Genomic DNA, 17,351 nt, shown 5'->3' on the forward strand with positions numbered 1-17,351 from the left:
TCAGCGCAATCCGGTCTCGTTGCGCGCGATGACCAGGCGCTGGATCTCGCTGGTGCCTTCGTAGATTTCGGTGATCTTGGCGTCGCGGAAATAGCGTTCCAGCGGCATTTCCTTGGAATAGCCCATGCCGCCGTGGATCTGCACGGCCTGGTGGGTGATCCACATCGCGGCTTCCGAGGCCGTCAGCTTGGCGATCGCGGCTTCGTTGCTGAAGCGGGCGCCGCCCTTTTCGAACTCGCCCTTCTGCCAGGCCGCGCGCAGCGTCAGCAGCGTGGCCGCGTCCAGCTTGCACCTCATGTCGGCAATCTTGGCCTGGGTCATCTGGAAGGTGCCGATCGGCGCGCCGAAGGCCTTGCGCTCCTTCACGTATTCGATGGTCTTCTCGTAGGCGGCGCGGGCGATGCCGATGGCCTGCGAGGCGATGCCGATGCGGCCTGCATCGAGCACTCCCATGGCGATCTTGAAGCCCTCGCCTTCCTGGCCCAGCACCTCGTCGGGCTGGACGACATAGTCGGCAAACTCGATCTCGCAGGTCGCCGAGGCGCGGATGCCGAGCTTGGGCTCGGTCTTGCCGCGATGGAAGCCCGGCTTGGCGGTGTCGATCATGAATGCGGTGATGCCGCGTGCGCCCTTGTCCGGATCGGTCATCGCGAACAGGACGATGTACCTGGCGACCGGGCCGGAGGTGATCCAGCTCTTCTTGCCGTTCACGATGTAGCTGCCGTCCGCCTGCTTGACCGCCTTGCAGCGCATCGCGGTGGCGTCGGAACCCGATTGCGGCTCGGTCAGCGCGAACGCGCCGATCTCGCGGCCCTCGGCGATGGCGCGGACGTACAGCTGCTTCTGCGCCTCGGTGCCGAACTTGAGGATGCCGTTGCAGAACAGCGAGTTGTTCACCGACACGATGGTCGAGTGCGCGGCGTCGCCGGCGGCGATCTCGATCATGGCCAGCACGTAGCTGATCGGATCCATGCCCGCACCGCCGTACTCGGCCGGCACTTCGATGCCCATCAGGCCGTTTTCACCGAGGGTGCGGATGTTCTCCAGCGGGAACTCGCCGGTCTGGTCGTGGTGCTCGGCGCTCGGCGCGATCTTCTCCTGCGCGATGCGGCGCGCCACGTCCTGGATCATCAACTGCTCTTCGGTGAAGCGGAAATCCACGTCGGTACCCTTTTGTCACTCGGCGAAGACGCGAATTGTAGCCTTCGGCGCGAAATAACCCCACCTTTGCGGCCAGCATTGCTTGACCCGCCGTGGCTGCCGGCCCACACTTATCGCTATATCGCGATAGGTTGATAAAGGGCCAAAGCAGGCATATGGATCTCGAAGGCTGGTCTTCACGTCTGAAAGTTTTCGCCGACGCCACCCGCGTGCGGCTGTTGGCCCTGCTCGAGCGCGAGGAACTCACCGTCGCTGAGCTGTCCGCGATCACGCGCCTCGCGCAGCCGCGCGTGTCCACGCACCTGTCCAAGCTGAAGGAGGCGGGCCTCGTGAAGGACCGCCGTTCGGGCGTGTCCGCCTACTACCGCTTCGACGAAGCCGCCCTCGACGCCGCGCAATTGGCCCTTTGGCAGACCCTGCGCGAGGGCAGCGACGATCCGCTCCTGCGCCAGGACCGCGACCGCGTCGCCAGCGTGCTCGCGGCGCGCGCCAGCGAACAGAACTGGGCCGATGCGGTGGCCGGGGACATGGAGCGCCACTACTCACCGGGGCGCACCTGGGAAGCATTGGCCCGTTCCGCCGTTCCCCTGCTGCAGCCGGGCGACGTGCTCGACATCGCGTCCGGCGACGGCGTGCTCGCCGAACTGCTGGCGCCGCATGCCAACCGCTACGTCTGCCTCGACTCCAGCACCAAGGTGGTGCTGGCCGCGTCCGAACGCCTGCGCAAGCTCGAGAACGTCGAAGTCCGCGAGGGCGACATGCACAACCTGCCCTTCGCCGCCGCGCAATTCGACCTGGTCGTGCTGATGCACGCGCTCACCTACTCGGAACACCCGGGCCAGGCCGTCAGCGAGGCCGCGCGCGTCCTGCGGCCGGGCGGCCGCCTGCTGCTGACCAGTCTCGCCAAGCACGAGCACCGCCAGGTCGTGGAGGCCTACGGCCACGTCAACCTCGGCTTCGCGGAGAAGGAGCTGCAGAAGTTCGTGGCCAAGGCCGGGCTCGACATCATCAGCAGCGAAGCCGTGACCCGCGAACGACGCCCCCCGCATTTCGAGGTCATTGCGCTGATGGCCCGCAAGCCCACCGACAACACCGCTGCACGCAAGGCCACGAAGAAGAACTGACATGCAAATTCTCCCCTGGCTCCATCCCGAGCGCGTCGAAACGCTGCAACGCCTGCTCGGGCAGCGCATCCTGGTGATCGACGGCGCGATGGGCACGATGATCCAGCAATACCAGTTGCAGGAAGCCGACTACCGCGGCACCCGTTTCGCGCAGGGCTACGACGGCCTGCACGCGGCGGATGGACACGCCCACGGCGAGGGCTGCGGCTGCGCCCGCGACCAGCGCGGCAACAACGACCTGCTGAGCCTGACGCGCCCCGAAATCATCCGCGAGATCCACACGCAGTACCTCGAAGCGGGCGCCGACCTGATCGAGACCAACACGTTCAACTCGACCACGATCTCGCTCGAGGACTACGGGTTGCAGCACCTGGCCCGCGAGCTCAACGAAACCGGCGCGCGCCTGGCCCGCGAGGCCTGCGATGCGATCGAAGCGAAGGATCCTTCCCGGCCGCGTTTCGTGATCGGCGTCCTCGGCCCGACCAGCCGCACCGCCTCGCTGAGCCCGGACGTGAACCGCCCGGGCTTCCGCGCCATCAGCTTCGATGAGCTGCGCGTGGCCTACCGCCAGGCCACCGACGGGCTGATCGACGGCGGCGCCGACGTGATCATGGTCGAGACCATCTTCGACACGCTCAACGCCAAGGCGGCGCTGTTCGCGGTCGAGGAAGCCTTCGATGCGCGCGGCGCACGCCTCCCGGTGATGATCTCCGGCACGATCACCGACGCCTCCGGTCGCACGCTCTCCGGGCAGACCGCGGAGGCCTTCTGGTATTCGCTACGCCATGCGCAGCCGCTCTCGATCGGCCTGAACTGCGCGCTGGGCGCCAAGGACCTGCGCGCGCACGTGGACGTTCTGGCCCAGGTGGCCGATGCGTACGTCAGCACGCATCCGAACGCGGGCCTGCCCAACGCGTTCGGCGGGTACGACGAGACCCCCGAAGACATGGCAGCGGTCCTGCGCGAATTCGCCCAGGCCGGCCTGCTCAACCTCGTCGGCGGTTGCTGCGGCACGACGCCGGCGCATATCGCCGCGATCGCCGAAGCCGTGTCCGATGTCGCGCCACGGCAGGTCCCGCAACTCGTGGACGCCGCCTGATGTCGCAAGCACTACCCCGCCAGACCCGGCTCAGCGGTCTCGAGCCACTGCAGATCACGCCGCAGAGCAATTTTGTCAACGTCGGAGAACGAACCAACGTCACCGGCTCGGCGCAGTTCAAGAAGCTCATCCTCGAGGGCCGCTATGACGAGGCCGTCGTCGTCGCCCGCCAGCAGGTCGAGAACGGCGCTCAGGTCATCGACGTCAACATGGACGAAGGCCTGCTCGATTCCGAGCAGGCGATGGTCACCTACCTCAACCTGATCGCCGCCGAGCCCGACATCGCCCGGATCCCGGTGATGGTCGACAGCTCCAAGTGGAGCGTGATCGAGGCCGGGCTCAAGTGCCTGCAAGGCAAGGGCATCGTCAACTCGATCTCGATGAAGGAAGGCGAGGCCGAATTCCTGCGCCAGGCCCGGCTCGTGCGCCGCTACGGCGCGGCGGTCGTGGTCATGGCCTTCGACGAGGCCGGCCAGGCCGACACCATCGAGCGCAAGGTCGAGATCTGTTCGCGTGCCTACCGGCTGCTGACCGAACAGATCGGCTTCCCGCCGGAAGACATCATCTTCGACCCCAACGTGTTCGCGATCGCCACCGGCATCGAAGAACACAACGATTACGCGGTTGCCTTCATCGAGGCCTGCCGCGAGCTCAAGCGCCGCCATCCCTTCAGCCACATCTCGGGCGGCGTCTCGAACGTTTCGTTCTCCTTCCGCGGCAACGAGCCGGTACGCCAGGCCATCCACGTGGTCTTCCTGTACCACGCGATCAGGGCGGGCATGGACATGGGCATCGTCAATGCCGGCGCACTGCCCCTGTACGACGACCTGGATCCGCAGCTGCGCGAGCGCGTCGAGGACGTGGTGCTGAACCGTCGCGCCGACGCAACCGAACGCCTGCTGGAGATAGCCGACCGCTTCAAGGGAAAGAAGGGCGAAAGGAAGGCCGAAGACCTCGCCTGGCGCGAGAAACCGGTGCGCGACCGCCTGTCGCACTCGCTGGTGCACGGAATCGACCAGTACATCGAGGCCGATACGGAAGAGGCACGCGCACAGTCCACGCGCCCGCTCGACGTGATCGAGGGTCCGCTGATGGACGGCATGAACGTGGTTGGCGACCTGTTCGGCGCCGGCAAGATGTTCCTGCCGCAGGTGGTGAAGTCCGCGCGCGTGATGAAGAAGGCGGTGGCCTACCTGCTGCCCTACATCGAAGCCGAGAAGCTGCGCACCGGCGACGTCGGCAAGTCCAACGGCAAGATCGTGATGGCCACGGTCAAGGGCGACGTGCACGACATCGGCAAGAACATCGTCGGCGTGGTGCTGGCCTGCAACAACTTCGAGGTGATCGACCTCGGGGTGATGGTACCGGCGCAGACCATCCTCGACCGCGCCAAGGCCGAGAACGCCGACCTGATCGGCCTGTCCGGCCTGATCACGCCATCGCTGGAGGAAATGAGCCACGTCGCGCGCGAGATGCAGCGCCAGGGCTTCCAGATGCCGTTGCTGATCGGCGGCGCGACCACTTCGCGCGCGCACACCGCGCTGAAGATCGACCCGCACTACAAGGCGCCGACGGTGTGGGTGAAGGATGCCTCGCGCGCCGTGGGCGTGGCGCAGTCGTTGATCAGCGCCGACCTGCGCACTCCGTTCGTCGCGGCCAACGACGCCGACTACGCGGAAATCCGCGAGCGCCACAGGAATCGCGGCGACGGCAAGCGCCTGGTGTCGCTGGAGAAGGCGCGCGGACAGAAGTTCGATGGCGGCTGGAGCGATTACGCACCGCCGGCGCCGAAGCAGCCGGGCCTTCACGTGTTCGACGACTATCCGTTGGCGGAACTGGTCGAATACATCGACTGGACGCCATTCTTCAATACCTGGGAACTGGCCGGGAAATTCCCCGCCATCCTCACCGACGCGGTCGTCGGCGCGCAGGCCAGCGAGCTGTACCGCGATGCACAGGCGATGCTCAAGCGGATCGTCGCGGAGAAATGGCTGAGGGCACGGGCGGTCTTTGCGCTGTGGCCGGCGAACTCGGTCGGCGACGACGTCACCGTTGAAGCCGGTGCCGGCGCCGAAACCTTCTGCTTCCTGCGCCAGCAGGCCGACAAGCCGGTCGACCGTCCGGACTTCTGCCTTGCGGACTTCATCGCCCCGAAGGCTTCCGGACGCCAGGACTGGATCGGCGGCTTCGCCGTCACCGCCGGCATCGGCATCGAGGAACACGTCGCCCGCTTCGAAGCGGACCATGACGACTACAACGCGATCCTGCTCAAGTCCCTGGCGGATCGGCTCGCCGAAGCTTTCGCCGAACGCCTGCACCAGCGCGTGCGCCGCGAGTTCTGGGGTTACGCGACGCACGAAGCGCTCGACAACGATGCCCTGATCGACGAAGCGTACCGCGGCATCCGCCCGGCGCCCGGCTATCCGGCCTGTCCCGAGCACAGCGAGAAGGCAACGCTGTTCCGCCTGCTTGATGCCGAACGCCACGCCGGCGTGCAGCTGACCGAGAGCTTCGCCATGTACCCGGCCGCCGCCGTGTCCGGCTATTACTTCAGCCATCCGCAAAGCCAGTACTTCGTGGTCGGTCGGGTGTCGAAGGAACAAGTGGAAGACTATGCCAAGCGCAAGGGCGTCAGCCTGGCGCAAGCCGAGCGCTGGCTGGCTTCCAATCTGGATTACGACCCGGAGTAGCGGGGGAACGAACCCCGCGCGCCGCGGCGCGGCAAGCGTTGCCGCATGCATGTGCTGGGGCGGCGCGGTCGAGGATTATGCCAAGCGCAAGGCGCAACGCTGGCGCAGACCGCACGCTGGCTCGCATCTAACCTGGATTACGATCCGGAGTAGTACCGCCTTCCCGCGCGCAGCTCGAAACAACCCGCATGACCGGACTATCCAACGCCGCCTTCATCGAGCAGCACGCCGCGCCAGGCCGCATCGGCCTGTGCGGCGGACGCGACCTGGTCAACAAGCTGATCCGCAAGGCGCAGGCTCCGCTCACTCCGGATGGGCATCGCAGCCTGTGGTCGCATGCGTTCGTCTTCAGCGAACGCCGCAGCGACGGCCACTGGTGGGTGATCGAATCCGACCTCGACGTGCGCTATCGCCAGGTACGCCTGGGCGTGCAGGAGAACCGCGCGTCGCGCTACCACGATGCCGAGGCGTTCCCGAACCTTGCCATCCTCGACTTCCACCTCGACGAGCACCAGGCGCGCAAGGTGCAGGTCGCGGCGCTCGACCTGCTGTCAGGGTTGTCGAGCTATTCGCTGCGGGAACTGGCGGGCACGCTGCTGGCGATGCACAGCACGCGCCTGCGTGGTCGCGGCAACCTGCTGGCCCAGGAAGGTGCGCTGTATTGCTCGGCAATGGTCCAGCACTGCTATGCCGCCGCAGGCATCGAATTCCTGCCCGGCGTGCATGGAAAGAACGTGGCCCCGCATGATATCGATGCGTCGCCCCTGCCCCACGCTTCGCATCGGCTGATCCGCGACCTGGGCGTTTCCAGGCTGCGGCGGCGATCAAGGCGCTGGCGCCCTGACCCCGCATGCCTACCAGACGAGGTCGTCGGGCACCTGGTACATCGGGTCGGCGTACGGATCGTCGCCCGCGGGTGCATCCGGGTCCACCTTGAGTGCGACAGCCGGCGGAAAGATTTTCTCCGCCTGCGCGACCAGGTCGGCCGGCACGAGCAGATAGCGCCCGTCGAGCTGCAACACCCCCAACCCGCCGGCATTGAGCGCCTTGAGCTGGTCGGCGGTGACATAGATGCGCTTGATCTTGCCGCCGTACGGGAAGTGGCGGGCGATGTCCGCGTCGGCGACGTTGAGCGCCTTGTCCTTCACCAGTTCGGTCAGCTTCGCGCGCGCTTCGCGGCGCTTGCGCGCTTCTTCCTGCTTGGCGGCCTCGGCCGCGATGCGTTCGTCCTTCTCGCGCTGCGCACGCAGGGCGTACGCCTTGGCCAGATCCATTTCTTCGCGCCCGCGCGACGCCGGTTTCGGTCCGGGCCGCTGCCCTGGCCGCTGTTGCGGATTGCGGGATGCCGCCCCGCCACGGCGCGCATCCGGCTTGCCCTGCGGCGGCCTGCCCTGCCCGGGTGCCGGCTTGTCTCGCTGGGGACGTTCGGGCTTGGCTGCCGGCTTGAAGCCGAGGCCAAGCAGCTGATCGCGGAGGCTGTCGCTCATTGCGGAATACGGCTGCGTGCGGGGTTCAGTAATGCGGAGGCGGCGGTTCCTGCGAAGCATCGCCGGTAACCGGGGCCGAAGAAAGCGTACTGCGTATCGTCTTGAGCTCTTCGAGCGCGCGATGAAGCAGGAGCGCGGTCCGCGCCTCGTCGTCGCGCGCCGCGGCGAGCGCGTCGCTGAGCTCGAGCAGGGCCTGTTCCTGGAAGGCGATACGCGTTTCCAGATCGGCCAGGCGGTGCTGGAGTTCCTCGGGAGTCATCGCGGCGATCGGCTCACTGGCCCTTGATGGAACGGCCGCGGCCGATGCCGTAATAGGCCAGCCCTGCCTGCTCGACTTCATGCGGCTCGTAAAGATTGCGTCCGTCGAAGACCACCTTGTCGGTCAGCGCCGCTTCGAGGCGACCGAAGTCGGGACTGCGGAACTGCTTCCACTCGGTGACGACCGCCAGGGCATCGGCCCCTTCCAGCGCCTGGCGCGCGGAATCGCACAGGAGCAGGTCGTCGCGCTGGCCGAAGATGCGTTCGGCCTCGTGGCGCGCTTCGGGGTCGTAGGCGCGGACCTTCGCTCCCGCTTCCCACAGGCGTGCCAGCAGCGTGCGGCTGGACGCCTCGCGCATGTCATCGGTGTTGGGCTTGAACGCCAGGCCCCACACGGCGACCGTCTTGCCGGCCAGGTTGCCGCCGTAATGCTCGCTCATCAGTTCGAACAGGCGGTGCTTCTGGCGTGCGTTGACCGCTTCCACCGCGCCCAGGATCTGCGCCTCGTAACCGTACTGCCTCGCGGTGCGCTCGAGCGCCTGCACGTCCTTGGGAAAGCAGGACCCGCCGTAGCCGGCCCCCGGGTAGATGAAGCTGTAGCCGATGCGCGGGTCAGAGCCGATGCCGTGGCGCACGTGCTCGATGTCCGCGCCGACGCGTTCGGCGATGTTCGCCATCTCGTTCATGAAACTGATCTTCGTCGCCAGCATGGCGTTCGCGGCGTACTTGGTCAGTTCGGCCGAACGCACGTCCATGGCGACGATGCGCTCGTGGTTGCGGTTGAACGGCGCGTACAGGCGCTTGAGCTGCTCGATCGACGCCGGGTTGCTGGCGCCGATCACGATGCGGTCCGGGCGCATGCAGTCCTTGACCGCATCGCCTTCCTTGAGGAATTCGGGGTTGGAGGCGACGTCGAATTCGATCTGCGCGCCGCGCTCGGCGAGTTCCGCGGCGATCACCGCGCGGACCTTGTCGGCGGTGCCGACCGGCACCGTGGACTTGTCGACGATCACGGCCGGTCGCGACAGGTTCTGGCCGATGGTCCGCGCCACGGCGAGTACGTACTTGAGGTCGGCGCTGCCGTCCTCGTCCGGGGGCGTGCCCACGGCGATGAAGATCGTATTGCCGTGCTGGATCGCGGTCGCAGCGTCGGTGGTGAAATTCAGGCGGCCGGCGGCGTGGTTGGCCTTGACCATCGGTTCCAGGCCGGGCTCGTAGATCGGAATGACGCCGTTGTTGAGGCCGTCCACCTTGGCCGCATCGATGTCGACGCAGACCACGTCGTGGCCGACTTCGGCCAGGCAGGTTCCGGTGACGAGGCCGACATAGCCGGTGCCGAAGATGGTGACGCGCATGGAGTTGTTTCCTTACCTTGCCGGACGGCGTTCGCGGCGGACGCCGCATCGCGGGCTGCAATCGCAGCCCGCGACCTTACGCAGCAATGGTTTCACTACGGGTGAAGCCGCTGCCTTTGATGACCCGCTTACTTGGCGTCGGGCTTGACGATTTCAAGCAGCTCGACTTCGAACACCAGCGTGGCGTTCGGGCCGATCGGGCCGCCCTGGGTGCCCGCTTCGCCGTATCCGATCGAAGCCGGGATCCACAGCTTGTACTTGCTGCCCACCGGCATCAGCGCCAGACCTTCGCGCCAGCCCGGGATCACCGCGGCGAGCGGGAAGGTCGCCGGCGTGCCGCGATCGTAGGAGCTGTCGAAGGTCTTGCCGTCGAGCAGGGTGCCCTTGTAGTGCACCTTCACCACTTCGCTGTCCTTCGGCTTCGGGCCGGTGCCTTCGGTCATGACCTGGTACTGCAGGCCCGACGGGGTCGTCTTGACGCCTGGCTTCTTGGCATTCTCGGCGAGGAACTTCGCGCCTTCTTCCTTGTTCTTCTTCGCCTCGGCCATCATCTTGGCGATCTGCTTGGCCTGCATTTCCTGGCCGAAGGCTTCCGCGATCTGCTGGGCCTGCTTGTCGTCCATCAGCATCTTCTCGCCGGCGACGGAGGACTTGATCGCCTTGGCGATGACGTCGACGTCGACTTCATCCTTCACCTGCTCGAGCGACTTGCCCATCTGCATGCCGATCATGTAGCTGACCTTGTCCTTCTTGGTCGGCAGGCCGGCGATCTGCGGGCCGGAATCCTTCGAGGATTCCTCCGTCTTCGCATCGGTCTTGGCCTTGTCTGCGGACGGATTGCAGGCGGCGATGGTCAGGGCAAGTGCGGCGGCGGTGAAAGCCACGGAAACATGGCGCGGGAAACGGGTCATCAGGAACTCCTGGTAGATCGAAGGGCGAGGCCGGGCACGGTGCATGCGCCCGGCTGAACATCACGTCAGCGCGTGACTACTCGTTGTGTGGGGGTTACTGGGGCAGGATCGCCAGCAATTCGACATCGAAAACCAGCGTGGAGTTCGGGCCGATGCTGCCGTCCGGCGTTCCCTTGTTGCCATAGGCGAGATCGCCGGGAATCCAGAAGCGGTACTTGGCGCCCACGGGCATCAGCGTCAGGCCCTCGGTCCAGCCCGCGATCACCTGGTTCAATCCGAACTCGACCGGCTGCCCGCCGCGGTCGTAGGAACTGTCGAACACGGTTCCGTTGAGCAGCGTGCCGTGGTAGTTGACGCGGACACGGTCAGTGGCGCGCGGACGCTGGCCAGCACCCTGGCGCAGCACCATGTACTGCAGGCCGGACGCGGTGGTGAAGACGCCCTTGGTTGACTTGTTCTTGGCCAGGAACGCATCGCCTTCGGCCTTGTTCTTGTCGGCGGCGGCGGCGGCCTTGGCCTGCAGCTTGCCCTGGACCTTCTGCGAGAACGCCTGGCGGACCGCATTGAGCTCTTCGTCGCTGAGCAGCGAGTCGCCCTTGGCGATGGTCGTGCGCACGGACTGCAGGAACACCGGCATGTCGATCTCGTCCTGGATCTGCGCCAGGGAGCGGCCCACGTCGCTGCCCACGAGCAGGCCTACCTTGTCCTTCGCCACTCCCGGCGCGGCGCCGCCGGCGGCGGGCTGGCCATTGCGCGCGGCGATGCGCGCCATCAGCGCCTGGCCGGTGGCCTTGGCCTCCTCCGGCGACAGCAACGGCTTTCCGCCGGCGAACGCATTGCGGATGGCCTTCTCGAACGCAGCCATGTCGAGATCCGGGCCCACCGGCGCGATCGAATGACCGATGTCGGAACCGACCATGTAGCTGGCTTTTTCGCGATCGGTCGTCAGCACTCTTTTTTCCTGGGCTAGTGCAGCAGTGCCGGACAGCACGGCCGCAGTGGTCAACAGCGCGACGATGCCGCGCAGAAAGGGCTTCATGAAGGCTCCTGGTGGAACGCACCGCGATCGCGGCGCGAAGCGGCTATTGTCGCGGGCCCTTGCAGCATGGGCAATGCGGGGGTTGGGCCGCCGTCAGAACGCGTCAGCGTCAACAAGAGCCGATCCGAGGTCCGATTGCATCTGCAGGGCGGACGCAGGCAAGGGCCCTTACGAGAGCGACCGCTTCGTCCCGGGCGCCCTCGGAAGCCGCTTCCTCTCTTTTTTGCGCATTCCCGGCCATGCCCAAGCGCCCGATTCCCCCTCGCGCGCACCGCCCGTCCGTTTATCGGCGTGCGCTGAAATAGATACCCCATTGAAACGAAAGCGTTTCCTCCGTGGCGGCCTGCGATTGCGCCGGTATGCCGTTAGTTGGGGGCCTGGGTTGTTGACGGCCTGTGTTTAGGTGTTATAGTTGCATACAACACCGGTCTACCAACGAGCAGGACGTTCGCCATGAACCGCAAGCTCCGCAACTCGCTCTCCGCCTTCACGGCTTCCGGCGCTGCCCTGGCCATCGCCCTGATGGTCGCGGTGCCCGCCGACACGACGCCCGTGCAGGGCTTCGCGTCGCAAGACCTCCCCCTCCCGGCCGCGGCCGGCCAGCGCGTCGAGAACATCGACTCGCTCGCCAAGGCCGTCGCCCTGTCCGCCGAAATCGCTGCCGCATCCGCGCTGGCGCTTGAGGCGGACCGGGACATTGATGCCCAAACCACGCAGCGCGCGCCCCGCAAGGGCCTGCGCCACCGCCGGCAGACCATCGTCATGCCGTATTTCTCCTTCCTGCCGCGGGGCTGATATGACCGCAATCCAATGGAGCGACAGCGCTCCCATCTATCGCCAGCTGAAGGAGCGCGTCATCGCGATGATGCTCGATGGCCTGCTCAAGCCCGGCGACGCCCTGCCCTCCGTACGGCAGGTCGCAGCCGAGTATCAGCTCAATCCAATCACCGTCTCGCGCGCCTACCAGGAACTGGCGGACGAGGCACTCGTCGAAAAACGCAGGGGTCTGGGCATGTACGTCACAGAAGAAGCCGCAAGGAAGTTGCTGTTCAACGAGCGCGATCGGTTCCTGCGCGAGGAGTGGCCGCAGGTTGTCGAACGCATCAAGCGCCTGGGCCTGAAGATCGAGGAACTGCTCGCCGCCGACGGCAAGGGCGGTGTGCAATGAACGCCCTCGCCTCCGACAGCCGTCCGGTCGTCACCGCGCGCGGCCTGCGCAAGCATTACAAGAACAAGCTCGCGCTCGACGGCACCAATTTCGAGATCCCGACCGGCCGCATCATCGGCCTGATCGGTCCCAACGGCGCCGGCAAGACCACCGCGCTCAAGGCGATGCTCGGCCTGATCCCGTTCGAGGGCGAACTCTCCGTCCTCGGCCGCGACCCCCGCACCCAGCGCGACGACCTGATGCGCGATGTCTGCTTCATCGCCGACGTGGCCGTGCTGCCGCGCTGGATCAAGGTGAAGGAAGCGATCGAGTTCGTCGCCGGCGTGCACCCGCGCTTCGATCGCGCCAAGTGCGAGCGCTTCCTCGCCCACACCCAGCTCAAGCCGGAGCTGCGCGTGCGCGAACTGTCCAAGGGCATGATCGTGCAACTGCACCTCGCCCTGGTCATGGCCATCGACGCCAAGCTGCTGGTGCTCGACGAGCCCACGCTCGGCCTGGACATCCTCTACCGCAAGCAGTTCTACCAGCGCCTGCTGGAGGACTACTTCGACGAGGAGAAGACGATCATCGTCACCACCCACCAGGTGGAGGAGATCGAGCACATCCTCACCGACGTCATGTTCATCCGCGACGGCAAGATCGTGCTCGACGCGCCGATGGAAGCGATCGGCGAGCGCTACGTGGAAGTGCTGGTCAGCGCGGACCGGGCCGATGAGGCCCGCGGCCTCAAGCCCATCGACGAGCGCGCGCTCCCGTTCGGCAAGACCGTGATGTTGTTCGACGGCATCGACCAGGAGCGGCTCGTGCCGCTCGGCGAGACCCGGATCCCGGGCCTGGCCGACCTGTTCGTCGCCACCATGAAGGGGACCTACGCATGAATGCCATTGCAGAAACCCGCAGCCACGTCGTGGCCGCACCGCATCCCACGCACAAGCTGAAGCTGCTGCTCAAGCGCGAGTTCTGGGAGCACAAGGGCGGATTCTTCTGGGCGCCCCTCGTGGCCGGCGGCATTTCCCTGCTGCTGACGGTGCTCGGCATCATCTTCGGTGAGATCGCCGCGCGGCGCGCCATGGCCGACGGCAAGCTCCAGATCGACGGCGAGGTCATCATCAACGGCCTGGACCTGGGCGCCCTCACCGGCCGCCTCGGTCCCGCGGAAATGGCGAACCTCGGCAAGGGAATCGACCTGAGCCTCTTCGTCGCGTCGTCCTGGCCCTTCATCGTGCTCGGCTTCGTGGTGTTCTTCTACTGCCTCGGCGCGCTGTACGACGATCGCAAGGACCGCAGCGTCCTGTTCTGGAAGTCGCTGCCGATTTCCGACCGCGATACCGTGGCCTCCAAGGGCATCAGCGCCCTGCTGGTCGCTCCGATCCTGGCGCTGGGCGCGTCGCTGGTGACGATGATCGGCTTCATGCTGATCCTGAGCGTGGTCGTGCTGCTGCACGGCGGCAACCCGATCACCCTGCTGTGGGGTCCGGGCAACCCGCTCTCGGTGGTGGCCGCGTTCCTGATCGGACTGCCCGTGTATGCACTGTGGGCATTGCCGACCGTGGGCTGGCTGCTGCTCTGCTCGGCCTGGGCGCGTAGCAAGCCCTTCCTGTGGGCGATCATGATCCCCGTGTTCTCCGGCATCTTCGTCAGCTGGTTCGACCTGACCAAGCTGTTCAACCTGGACTCATCCTGGTACTGGGCGAACATCGTCGGCCGCCTGCTGCTGGGCACCTTCCCGGGCTCGGACATGCTCTACCACGAGAATTTCGGCAAGACAGCGAGCGACCTCGACGGGACGCTGCACCAGATCTCCGCGGCCACCGCGATGCAGAGCCTGGCGATGCCCGAACTGTGGATCGGCGCGATCGTGGGCCTGGTGATGATCGTCGGCGCCATCCGCCTGCGTCGCTGGCGCGACGAAGGCTGATGCCCCGCCCCACCATTCGAGGATGACCATGAAACGCATGCATATCGCTGCACTGTTCATTGCCCTGTCGCCCCTGGTCGCGCAGGCCGGAACGGTACGCACCGAAGTCGCGAAGGATCTCGACGAGGCGCGGCAGGAACTGCGCACCGAAATGGCGCAGGAGCGCGCCAGGCTGGAGAGCGAAAACCTGACCCTCGGCGACGGCCTGCATTTCGGCAAGGACGACAAGGAAGAAGCCACGAAGCGTCGTTCCCTGCCGAAAGGCGAAATCACCCCGCGCGGCGACCTGTTGATCGACGGCAAGGCGGTCGCGATCGACGCCGGCCAACGCCGGCAACTGCTGGGCTACCGCGCGCAGGTGATCGACATCGCCAGGACCGGGATCGATGCCGGCGAACACGCGGCGCTGCTTGCGATCGAGGCCGCCGACGTATCGGTATTCCGCCTGATCGTCGGCGGGCTCACCGGCAGCCTCGAGCGCCGGGTGGAGGCGACGGTGCAGCGGGAAATCCAGCCGCTGGTGCTGCAGATCTGCCACCGCCTGCCGCAACTGCGGGATTCGCAGCAGGCATTGGCCGCGAGCGTGCCCGAGTTCCGGCCCTACGCCACGCTCGATGCAGACGACGTCGAGAATTGCGAACGCGACATCCGCAAAGACCTGGCGGCGCGCTGAGCCACCAATACCGAGGAAGATGGCAATGAACAGGATCCACGCTTTCGCCTGCACCGCACTGTTTCTGTCGCTGGCCGCATGCCACGGCAATGCGCCTTCGACGTCGACCGCGTCCAAGCCGGCAGCCTCCCCCCAGGAGCCCGACAGCGCCCTCGGCCGCCTGGTGAACAAGGAAATCCAGGAAGCCCGCAAGAAGCTCGCCACCGAAAACATCAGTCTCAACGACGGCGTGCGCGTCAACGCGGGCAAGGGCGGCGGCGTCAGTGTTTTCAGCCACGATGATGGCAAGGATGCTCGTCCGAAGGCCGAGATCACGCCGAAGGGCGACCTGCTGATCGACGGCAAGGCCGTGGCGATCAACGCCGACCAGCGCGCACTCCTGCTGGAATACCGCGCCCACATCATCGGCATTGCCGAGAGCGGCATGGAGATCGGCGTCCAGGGCGCCGACCTCGCCGCCAAGGCCATGGGCGAGGCCTTCAAGGGCATCTTCTCGGGCAAGTCCGAGCAGGACATCGAGAAGACCGTCGAGGCCGAAGCCTCCAACATCAAGATGTCGGCGGCCAAGTTGTGCGGCCGCCTGCCGGCCATGATGGCCTCGCAGCAGAAGCTCGCCGCCGCCTTGCCGGAGTTCAAGCCCTACGCCCGGATGACCCAGGACGACATCGACGAGTGCATGAAGGACAGCAAGGACGAGAGTGCCTCGCACCATGCGCAGCTGCGCTCGGAGATCCGCAGCGAGATCCGCTCGGCGATCCGCGAATCGGTTCGCAACGAAACCAAGCAGGTCGCCGGCGACGCCACTACCGCCCCGAAAGAAGCAGAGACCCAGGCCGAAAAGACCCGCTGAGCGGGCCATCAACGAGGTTGCAAGGCGGGTTGGACCCACCGCATGCCGGTGTCGGCGGGTCCAACCCCGTCTCTTTCGCGGCTAGCCGCCGCCCGATCCTTTCCCATGAATTCCGCCCTTTGTCAGCGTCCGGGCGTCGAGCAGCCTGCGCAGTTCGCCGGCGGGCAGACCGCTCAGCTCCATCGCCACGTCCAGGACCGGACGGCCTTCCTTGTACGCCTGCTTGGCGATCGCCGCGGCCTTCTCGTAGCCGATGAGCGGATTGAGGGCCGTCACCAGGATTGGATTGCGGTCCAGCGCCTCGCGAACGCGCTCCTCGCGCACCCGCAGGCCGGCGATGGCCGAGTCGGCGAGCAGCTGCATCGAGGCTGACAACAGCCGGATCGAGTCCAGCAGGTCGTAGGCGATCAGCGGCAGCATCACGTTGAGCTGGAAGTTGCCGCTTTGTCCGGCGATCGTGATCGCGGTGTGGTGACCCATCACCTGCGCGCACACCATCGCCATCGATTCGGGAATCACCGGGTTGACCTTGCCGGGCATGATCGAGCTGCCCGGCTGCAGCGCCGGCAGTTCGATTTCGCCCAATCCCGCCAATGGACCGGAATTCATCCAGCGCAGGTCGTTGGCGATCTTCATCAGCGCCACCGCCAGGGCATTGAGCTGGCCGGACAATTCGACCGCATCGTCCTGCGCAGCCAGGCCCTCGAACTTGTCGGTCGCCGATTCGAAGCGCGTTCCGCTCAGCGCGGACAGGGCGCGCGCCATCGCCCGGCCGAAGCGCGGATCGGCGTTGATGCCGGTGCCGATCGCGGTGCCGCCGATCGGCAGCCGCCGCAGGCGTTTGAGCGCATCCTCGATCCGGCCCTGCGCCGACGCCAGCTGCGCGGCCCAGGCGCCGAATTCCTGCGCGAAGGTCAGCGGCATCGCATCCATCAGGTGCGTGCGGCCGGTCTTGGTCACCTTGCCCAGCGACTTCGCGCGGCGCTCGATGGTCTTGCGCAGGTGCTTGAGCGCGGGCAGGAGTTGTTCGGCGGTCGCCAGTTGCGCGGAGACCCGGATCGCCGTGGGGATCACGTCGTTCGAACTCTGTCCCAGGTTGACGTGGTCGTTGGGATGTACCTTGCCGCGACCGTTTCGCGTCGCCAACGCGGCAATGACCTCGTTGGCATTCATGTTGCTCGACGTGCCCGAGCCGGTCTGGAACACGTCGATCGGGAATTGCGCGTCGTAGCGGCCTTCCGCCACCTCGAGGGCTGCGGTTCGTATGGCCGCGGCCGCGCCCTTGCCGAGCAGGCCGAATCCGCCGTTGGCCTCCGCCGCCGCGGCCTTGATCAATCCCAGTGCACGAATGAATTCGCGCGGCATCGGCGCCCCGGACACCGGGAAGTTCTGCAGTGCGCGCTGGGTCTGGGCGCCCCACAAGGCCTCGGCGGGGACGCGCAGTTCCCCCATGCTGTCGTGCTCGACGCGGAAACCTGCGGCCTTCTTCGCCATCGTGCTCTCCTTGTTCCGGGCTGCCCGCAGCTTACGCCGCGCCACGGCACGGCTGGAACAGCGATCGCCTCGTCGGGCGCGAAGCGCCGGATACTCGCCCCGCGGGCTGCCGGCCGACTCCGGC

The 17,351-nt window shown here is 66.5% G+C and carries 16 protein-coding genes and 1 pseudogene; 9 read left to right on the plus strand and 8 right to left on the minus strand.

The genetic code is table 11. The annotated features are described in order from the left end of the window. A complete protein-coding gene (locus tag BP05_RS08580) occupies positions 1–1,161 on the minus strand; it encodes an acyl-CoA dehydrogenase family protein (protein ID WP_496362460.1) in 1,161 nt (386 codons plus the stop codon). Between the two features lie 155 nt (positions 1,162–1,316). Between BP05_RS08580 and BP05_RS08585 the strand changes: the two are divergent. The 3 genes and pseudogenes from BP05_RS08585 to metH all read left to right on the plus strand — a co-directional run. Next, positions 1,317–2,243: pseudogene (locus BP05_RS08585) on the plus strand (ArsR/SmtB family transcription factor); the annotation flags it as partial. A 43-nt stretch (positions 2,244–2,286) separates the two neighbouring features. Continuing rightward, on the plus strand, positions 2,287–3,384 hold the full coding sequence (locus tag BP05_RS08590) for a homocysteine S-methyltransferase family protein (RefSeq protein ID WP_496362462.1): 1,098 nt from the start codon (positions 2,287–2,289) through the stop codon (positions 3,382–3,384). Continuing rightward, positions 3,384–6,074, plus strand: a complete 2,691-nt coding sequence (gene metH, locus BP05_RS08595) for a methionine synthase (protein WP_496362464.1) — start codon at positions 3,384–3,386, stop codon at positions 6,072–6,074. The genes BP05_RS08590 and metH overlap by 1 nt, the downstream gene beginning before the upstream one ends. A gap of 197 nt (positions 6,075–6,271) precedes the next feature. Here the strand turns inward: metH and BP05_RS08600 are convergent, their stop codons facing one another. From BP05_RS08600 to bamJ, 6 genes are all read right to left on the minus strand, one after another. Further along, positions 6,272–6,586 (minus strand): hypothetical protein, encoded by a 315-nt coding sequence (locus tag BP05_RS08600; RefSeq protein WP_496362466.1) that lies wholly within the window; start codon positions 6,584–6,586, stop codon positions 6,272–6,274. 342 nt (positions 6,587–6,928) lie between these two features. Next, a complete protein-coding gene (locus BP05_RS08605) occupies positions 6,929–7,561 on the minus strand; it encodes a DUF2058 domain-containing protein (RefSeq protein ID WP_496362468.1) in 633 nt (210 codons plus the stop codon). A gap of 25 nt (positions 7,562–7,586) precedes the next feature. Then, positions 7,587–7,820, minus strand: coding sequence for a SlyX family protein (locus BP05_RS08610; RefSeq protein WP_496362470.1), 234 nt, complete (start codon positions 7,818–7,820; stop codon positions 7,587–7,589). 13 nt (positions 7,821–7,833) lie between these two features. Then, on the minus strand, positions 7,834–9,174 hold the full coding sequence (locus BP05_RS08615) for a UDP-glucose dehydrogenase family protein (RefSeq protein ID WP_496362472.1): 1,341 nt from the start codon (positions 9,172–9,174) through the stop codon (positions 7,834–7,836). A gap of 128 nt (positions 9,175–9,302) precedes the next feature. Next, entirely contained in the window at positions 9,303–10,085 is a 783-nt protein-coding gene (locus BP05_RS08620) for an FKBP-type peptidyl-prolyl cis-trans isomerase N-terminal domain-containing protein (RefSeq protein WP_496362474.1), read from the minus strand. Between the two features lie 94 nt (positions 10,086–10,179). Then, positions 10,180–11,124, minus strand: coding sequence for a BamJ family beta-barrel-assembly machinery protein (bamJ, locus tag BP05_RS08625; protein WP_496362476.1), 945 nt, complete (start codon positions 11,122–11,124; stop codon positions 10,180–10,182). Between the two features lie 453 nt (positions 11,125–11,577). Between bamJ and BP05_RS08630 the strand changes: the two genes are divergently transcribed. Genes BP05_RS08630 through BP05_RS08655 form a run of 6 tightly spaced genes read left to right on the plus strand, consistent with a single transcriptional unit; the run spans position 11,578 to position 15,733 of the window. Further along, entirely contained in the window at positions 11,578–11,919 is a 342-nt protein-coding gene (locus BP05_RS08630) for a hypothetical protein (RefSeq protein WP_496362478.1), read from the plus strand. 1 nt (position 11,920) lies between these two features. After that, entirely contained in the window at positions 11,921–12,292 is a 372-nt protein-coding gene (locus BP05_RS08635) for a GntR family transcriptional regulator (RefSeq protein ID WP_496362480.1), read from the plus strand. Beyond that, positions 12,289–13,170 (plus strand): ABC transporter ATP-binding protein, encoded by an 882-nt coding sequence (locus tag BP05_RS08640; RefSeq protein ID WP_496362482.1) that lies wholly within the window; start codon positions 12,289–12,291, stop codon positions 13,168–13,170. Before BP05_RS08635 ends, BP05_RS08640 begins: the two co-directional genes overlap by 4 nt. Continuing rightward, complete coding sequence (locus tag BP05_RS08645) at positions 13,167–14,210, plus strand: ABC-2 transporter permease (RefSeq protein WP_496362484.1); 1,044 nt, start codon at positions 13,167–13,169, stop codon at positions 14,208–14,210. Before BP05_RS08640 ends, BP05_RS08645 begins: the two co-directional genes overlap by 4 nt. A 28-nt stretch (positions 14,211–14,238) precedes the next feature. Then, positions 14,239–14,883, plus strand: a complete 645-nt coding sequence (locus BP05_RS08650; protein ID WP_496362486.1) for a hypothetical protein — start codon at positions 14,239–14,241, stop codon at positions 14,881–14,883. Between the two features lie 25 nt (positions 14,884–14,908). Continuing rightward, positions 14,909–15,733: a YggN family protein gene (locus tag BP05_RS08655; protein WP_496362488.1), complete on the plus strand. Its 825-nt coding sequence runs from the start codon at positions 14,909–14,911 to the stop codon at positions 15,731–15,733. A gap of 81 nt (positions 15,734–15,814) precedes the next feature. On the opposite strand, the gene BP05_RS08660 is transcribed toward BP05_RS08655, so the two are convergent. Further along, entirely contained in the window at positions 15,815–17,227 is a 1,413-nt protein-coding gene (locus tag BP05_RS08660; protein ID WP_496362490.1) for a class II fumarate hydratase, read from the minus strand. Between the last annotated feature and the right edge of the window lie 124 nt (positions 17,228–17,351).

This window comes from Lysobacter oryzae DSM 21044 (assembly GCF_059568595.1).

Bases quoted from the DNA above. Each gene is read 5' to 3' on its own strand.
- BP05_RS08650 (WP_496362486.1), top strand. From the start codon at position 14,239: ATGAAACGCATGCATATCGCTGCACTGTTCATTGCCCTGTCGCCCCTG.
- BP05_RS08655 (WP_496362488.1), top strand. From the start codon at position 14,909: ATGAACAGGATCCACGCTTTCGCCTGCACCGCACTGTTTCTGTCGCTG.
- BP05_RS08615 (WP_496362472.1), bottom strand. From the start codon at position 9,174: ATGCGCGTCACCATCTTCGGCACCGGCTATGTCGGCCTCGTCACCGGA.
- BP05_RS08610 (WP_496362470.1), bottom strand. From the start codon at position 7,820: ATGACTCCCGAGGAACTCCAGCACCGCCTGGCCGATCTGGAAACGCGT.
- BP05_RS08630 (WP_496362478.1), top strand. From the start codon at position 11,578: ATGAACCGCAAGCTCCGCAACTCGCTCTCCGCCTTCACGGCTTCCGGC.
- BP05_RS08635 (WP_496362480.1), top strand. From the start codon at position 11,921: ATGACCGCAATCCAATGGAGCGACAGCGCTCCCATCTATCGCCAGCTG.
- bamJ (WP_496362476.1), bottom strand. From the start codon at position 11,124: ATGAAGCCCTTTCTGCGCGGCATCGTCGCGCTGTTGACCACTGCGGCC.
- BP05_RS08640 (WP_496362482.1), top strand. From the start codon at position 12,289: ATGAACGCCCTCGCCTCCGACAGCCGTCCGGTCGTCACCGCGCGCGGC.
- BP05_RS08660 (WP_496362490.1), bottom strand. From the start codon at position 17,227: ATGGCGAAGAAGGCCGCAGGTTTCCGCGTCGAGCACGACAGCATGGGG.
- BP05_RS08590 (WP_496362462.1), top strand. From the start codon at position 2,287: ATGCAAATTCTCCCCTGGCTCCATCCCGAGCGCGTCGAAACGCTGCAA.
- metH (WP_496362464.1), top strand. From the start codon at position 3,384: ATGTCGCAAGCACTACCCCGCCAGACCCGGCTCAGCGGTCTCGAGCCA.
- BP05_RS08605 (WP_496362468.1), bottom strand. From the start codon at position 7,561: ATGAGCGACAGCCTCCGCGATCAGCTGCTTGGCCTCGGCTTCAAGCCG.
- BP05_RS08645 (WP_496362484.1), top strand. From the start codon at position 13,167: ATGAATGCCATTGCAGAAACCCGCAGCCACGTCGTGGCCGCACCGCAT.
- BP05_RS08620 (WP_496362474.1), bottom strand. From the start codon at position 10,085: ATGACCCGTTTCCCGCGCCATGTTTCCGTGGCTTTCACCGCCGCCGCA.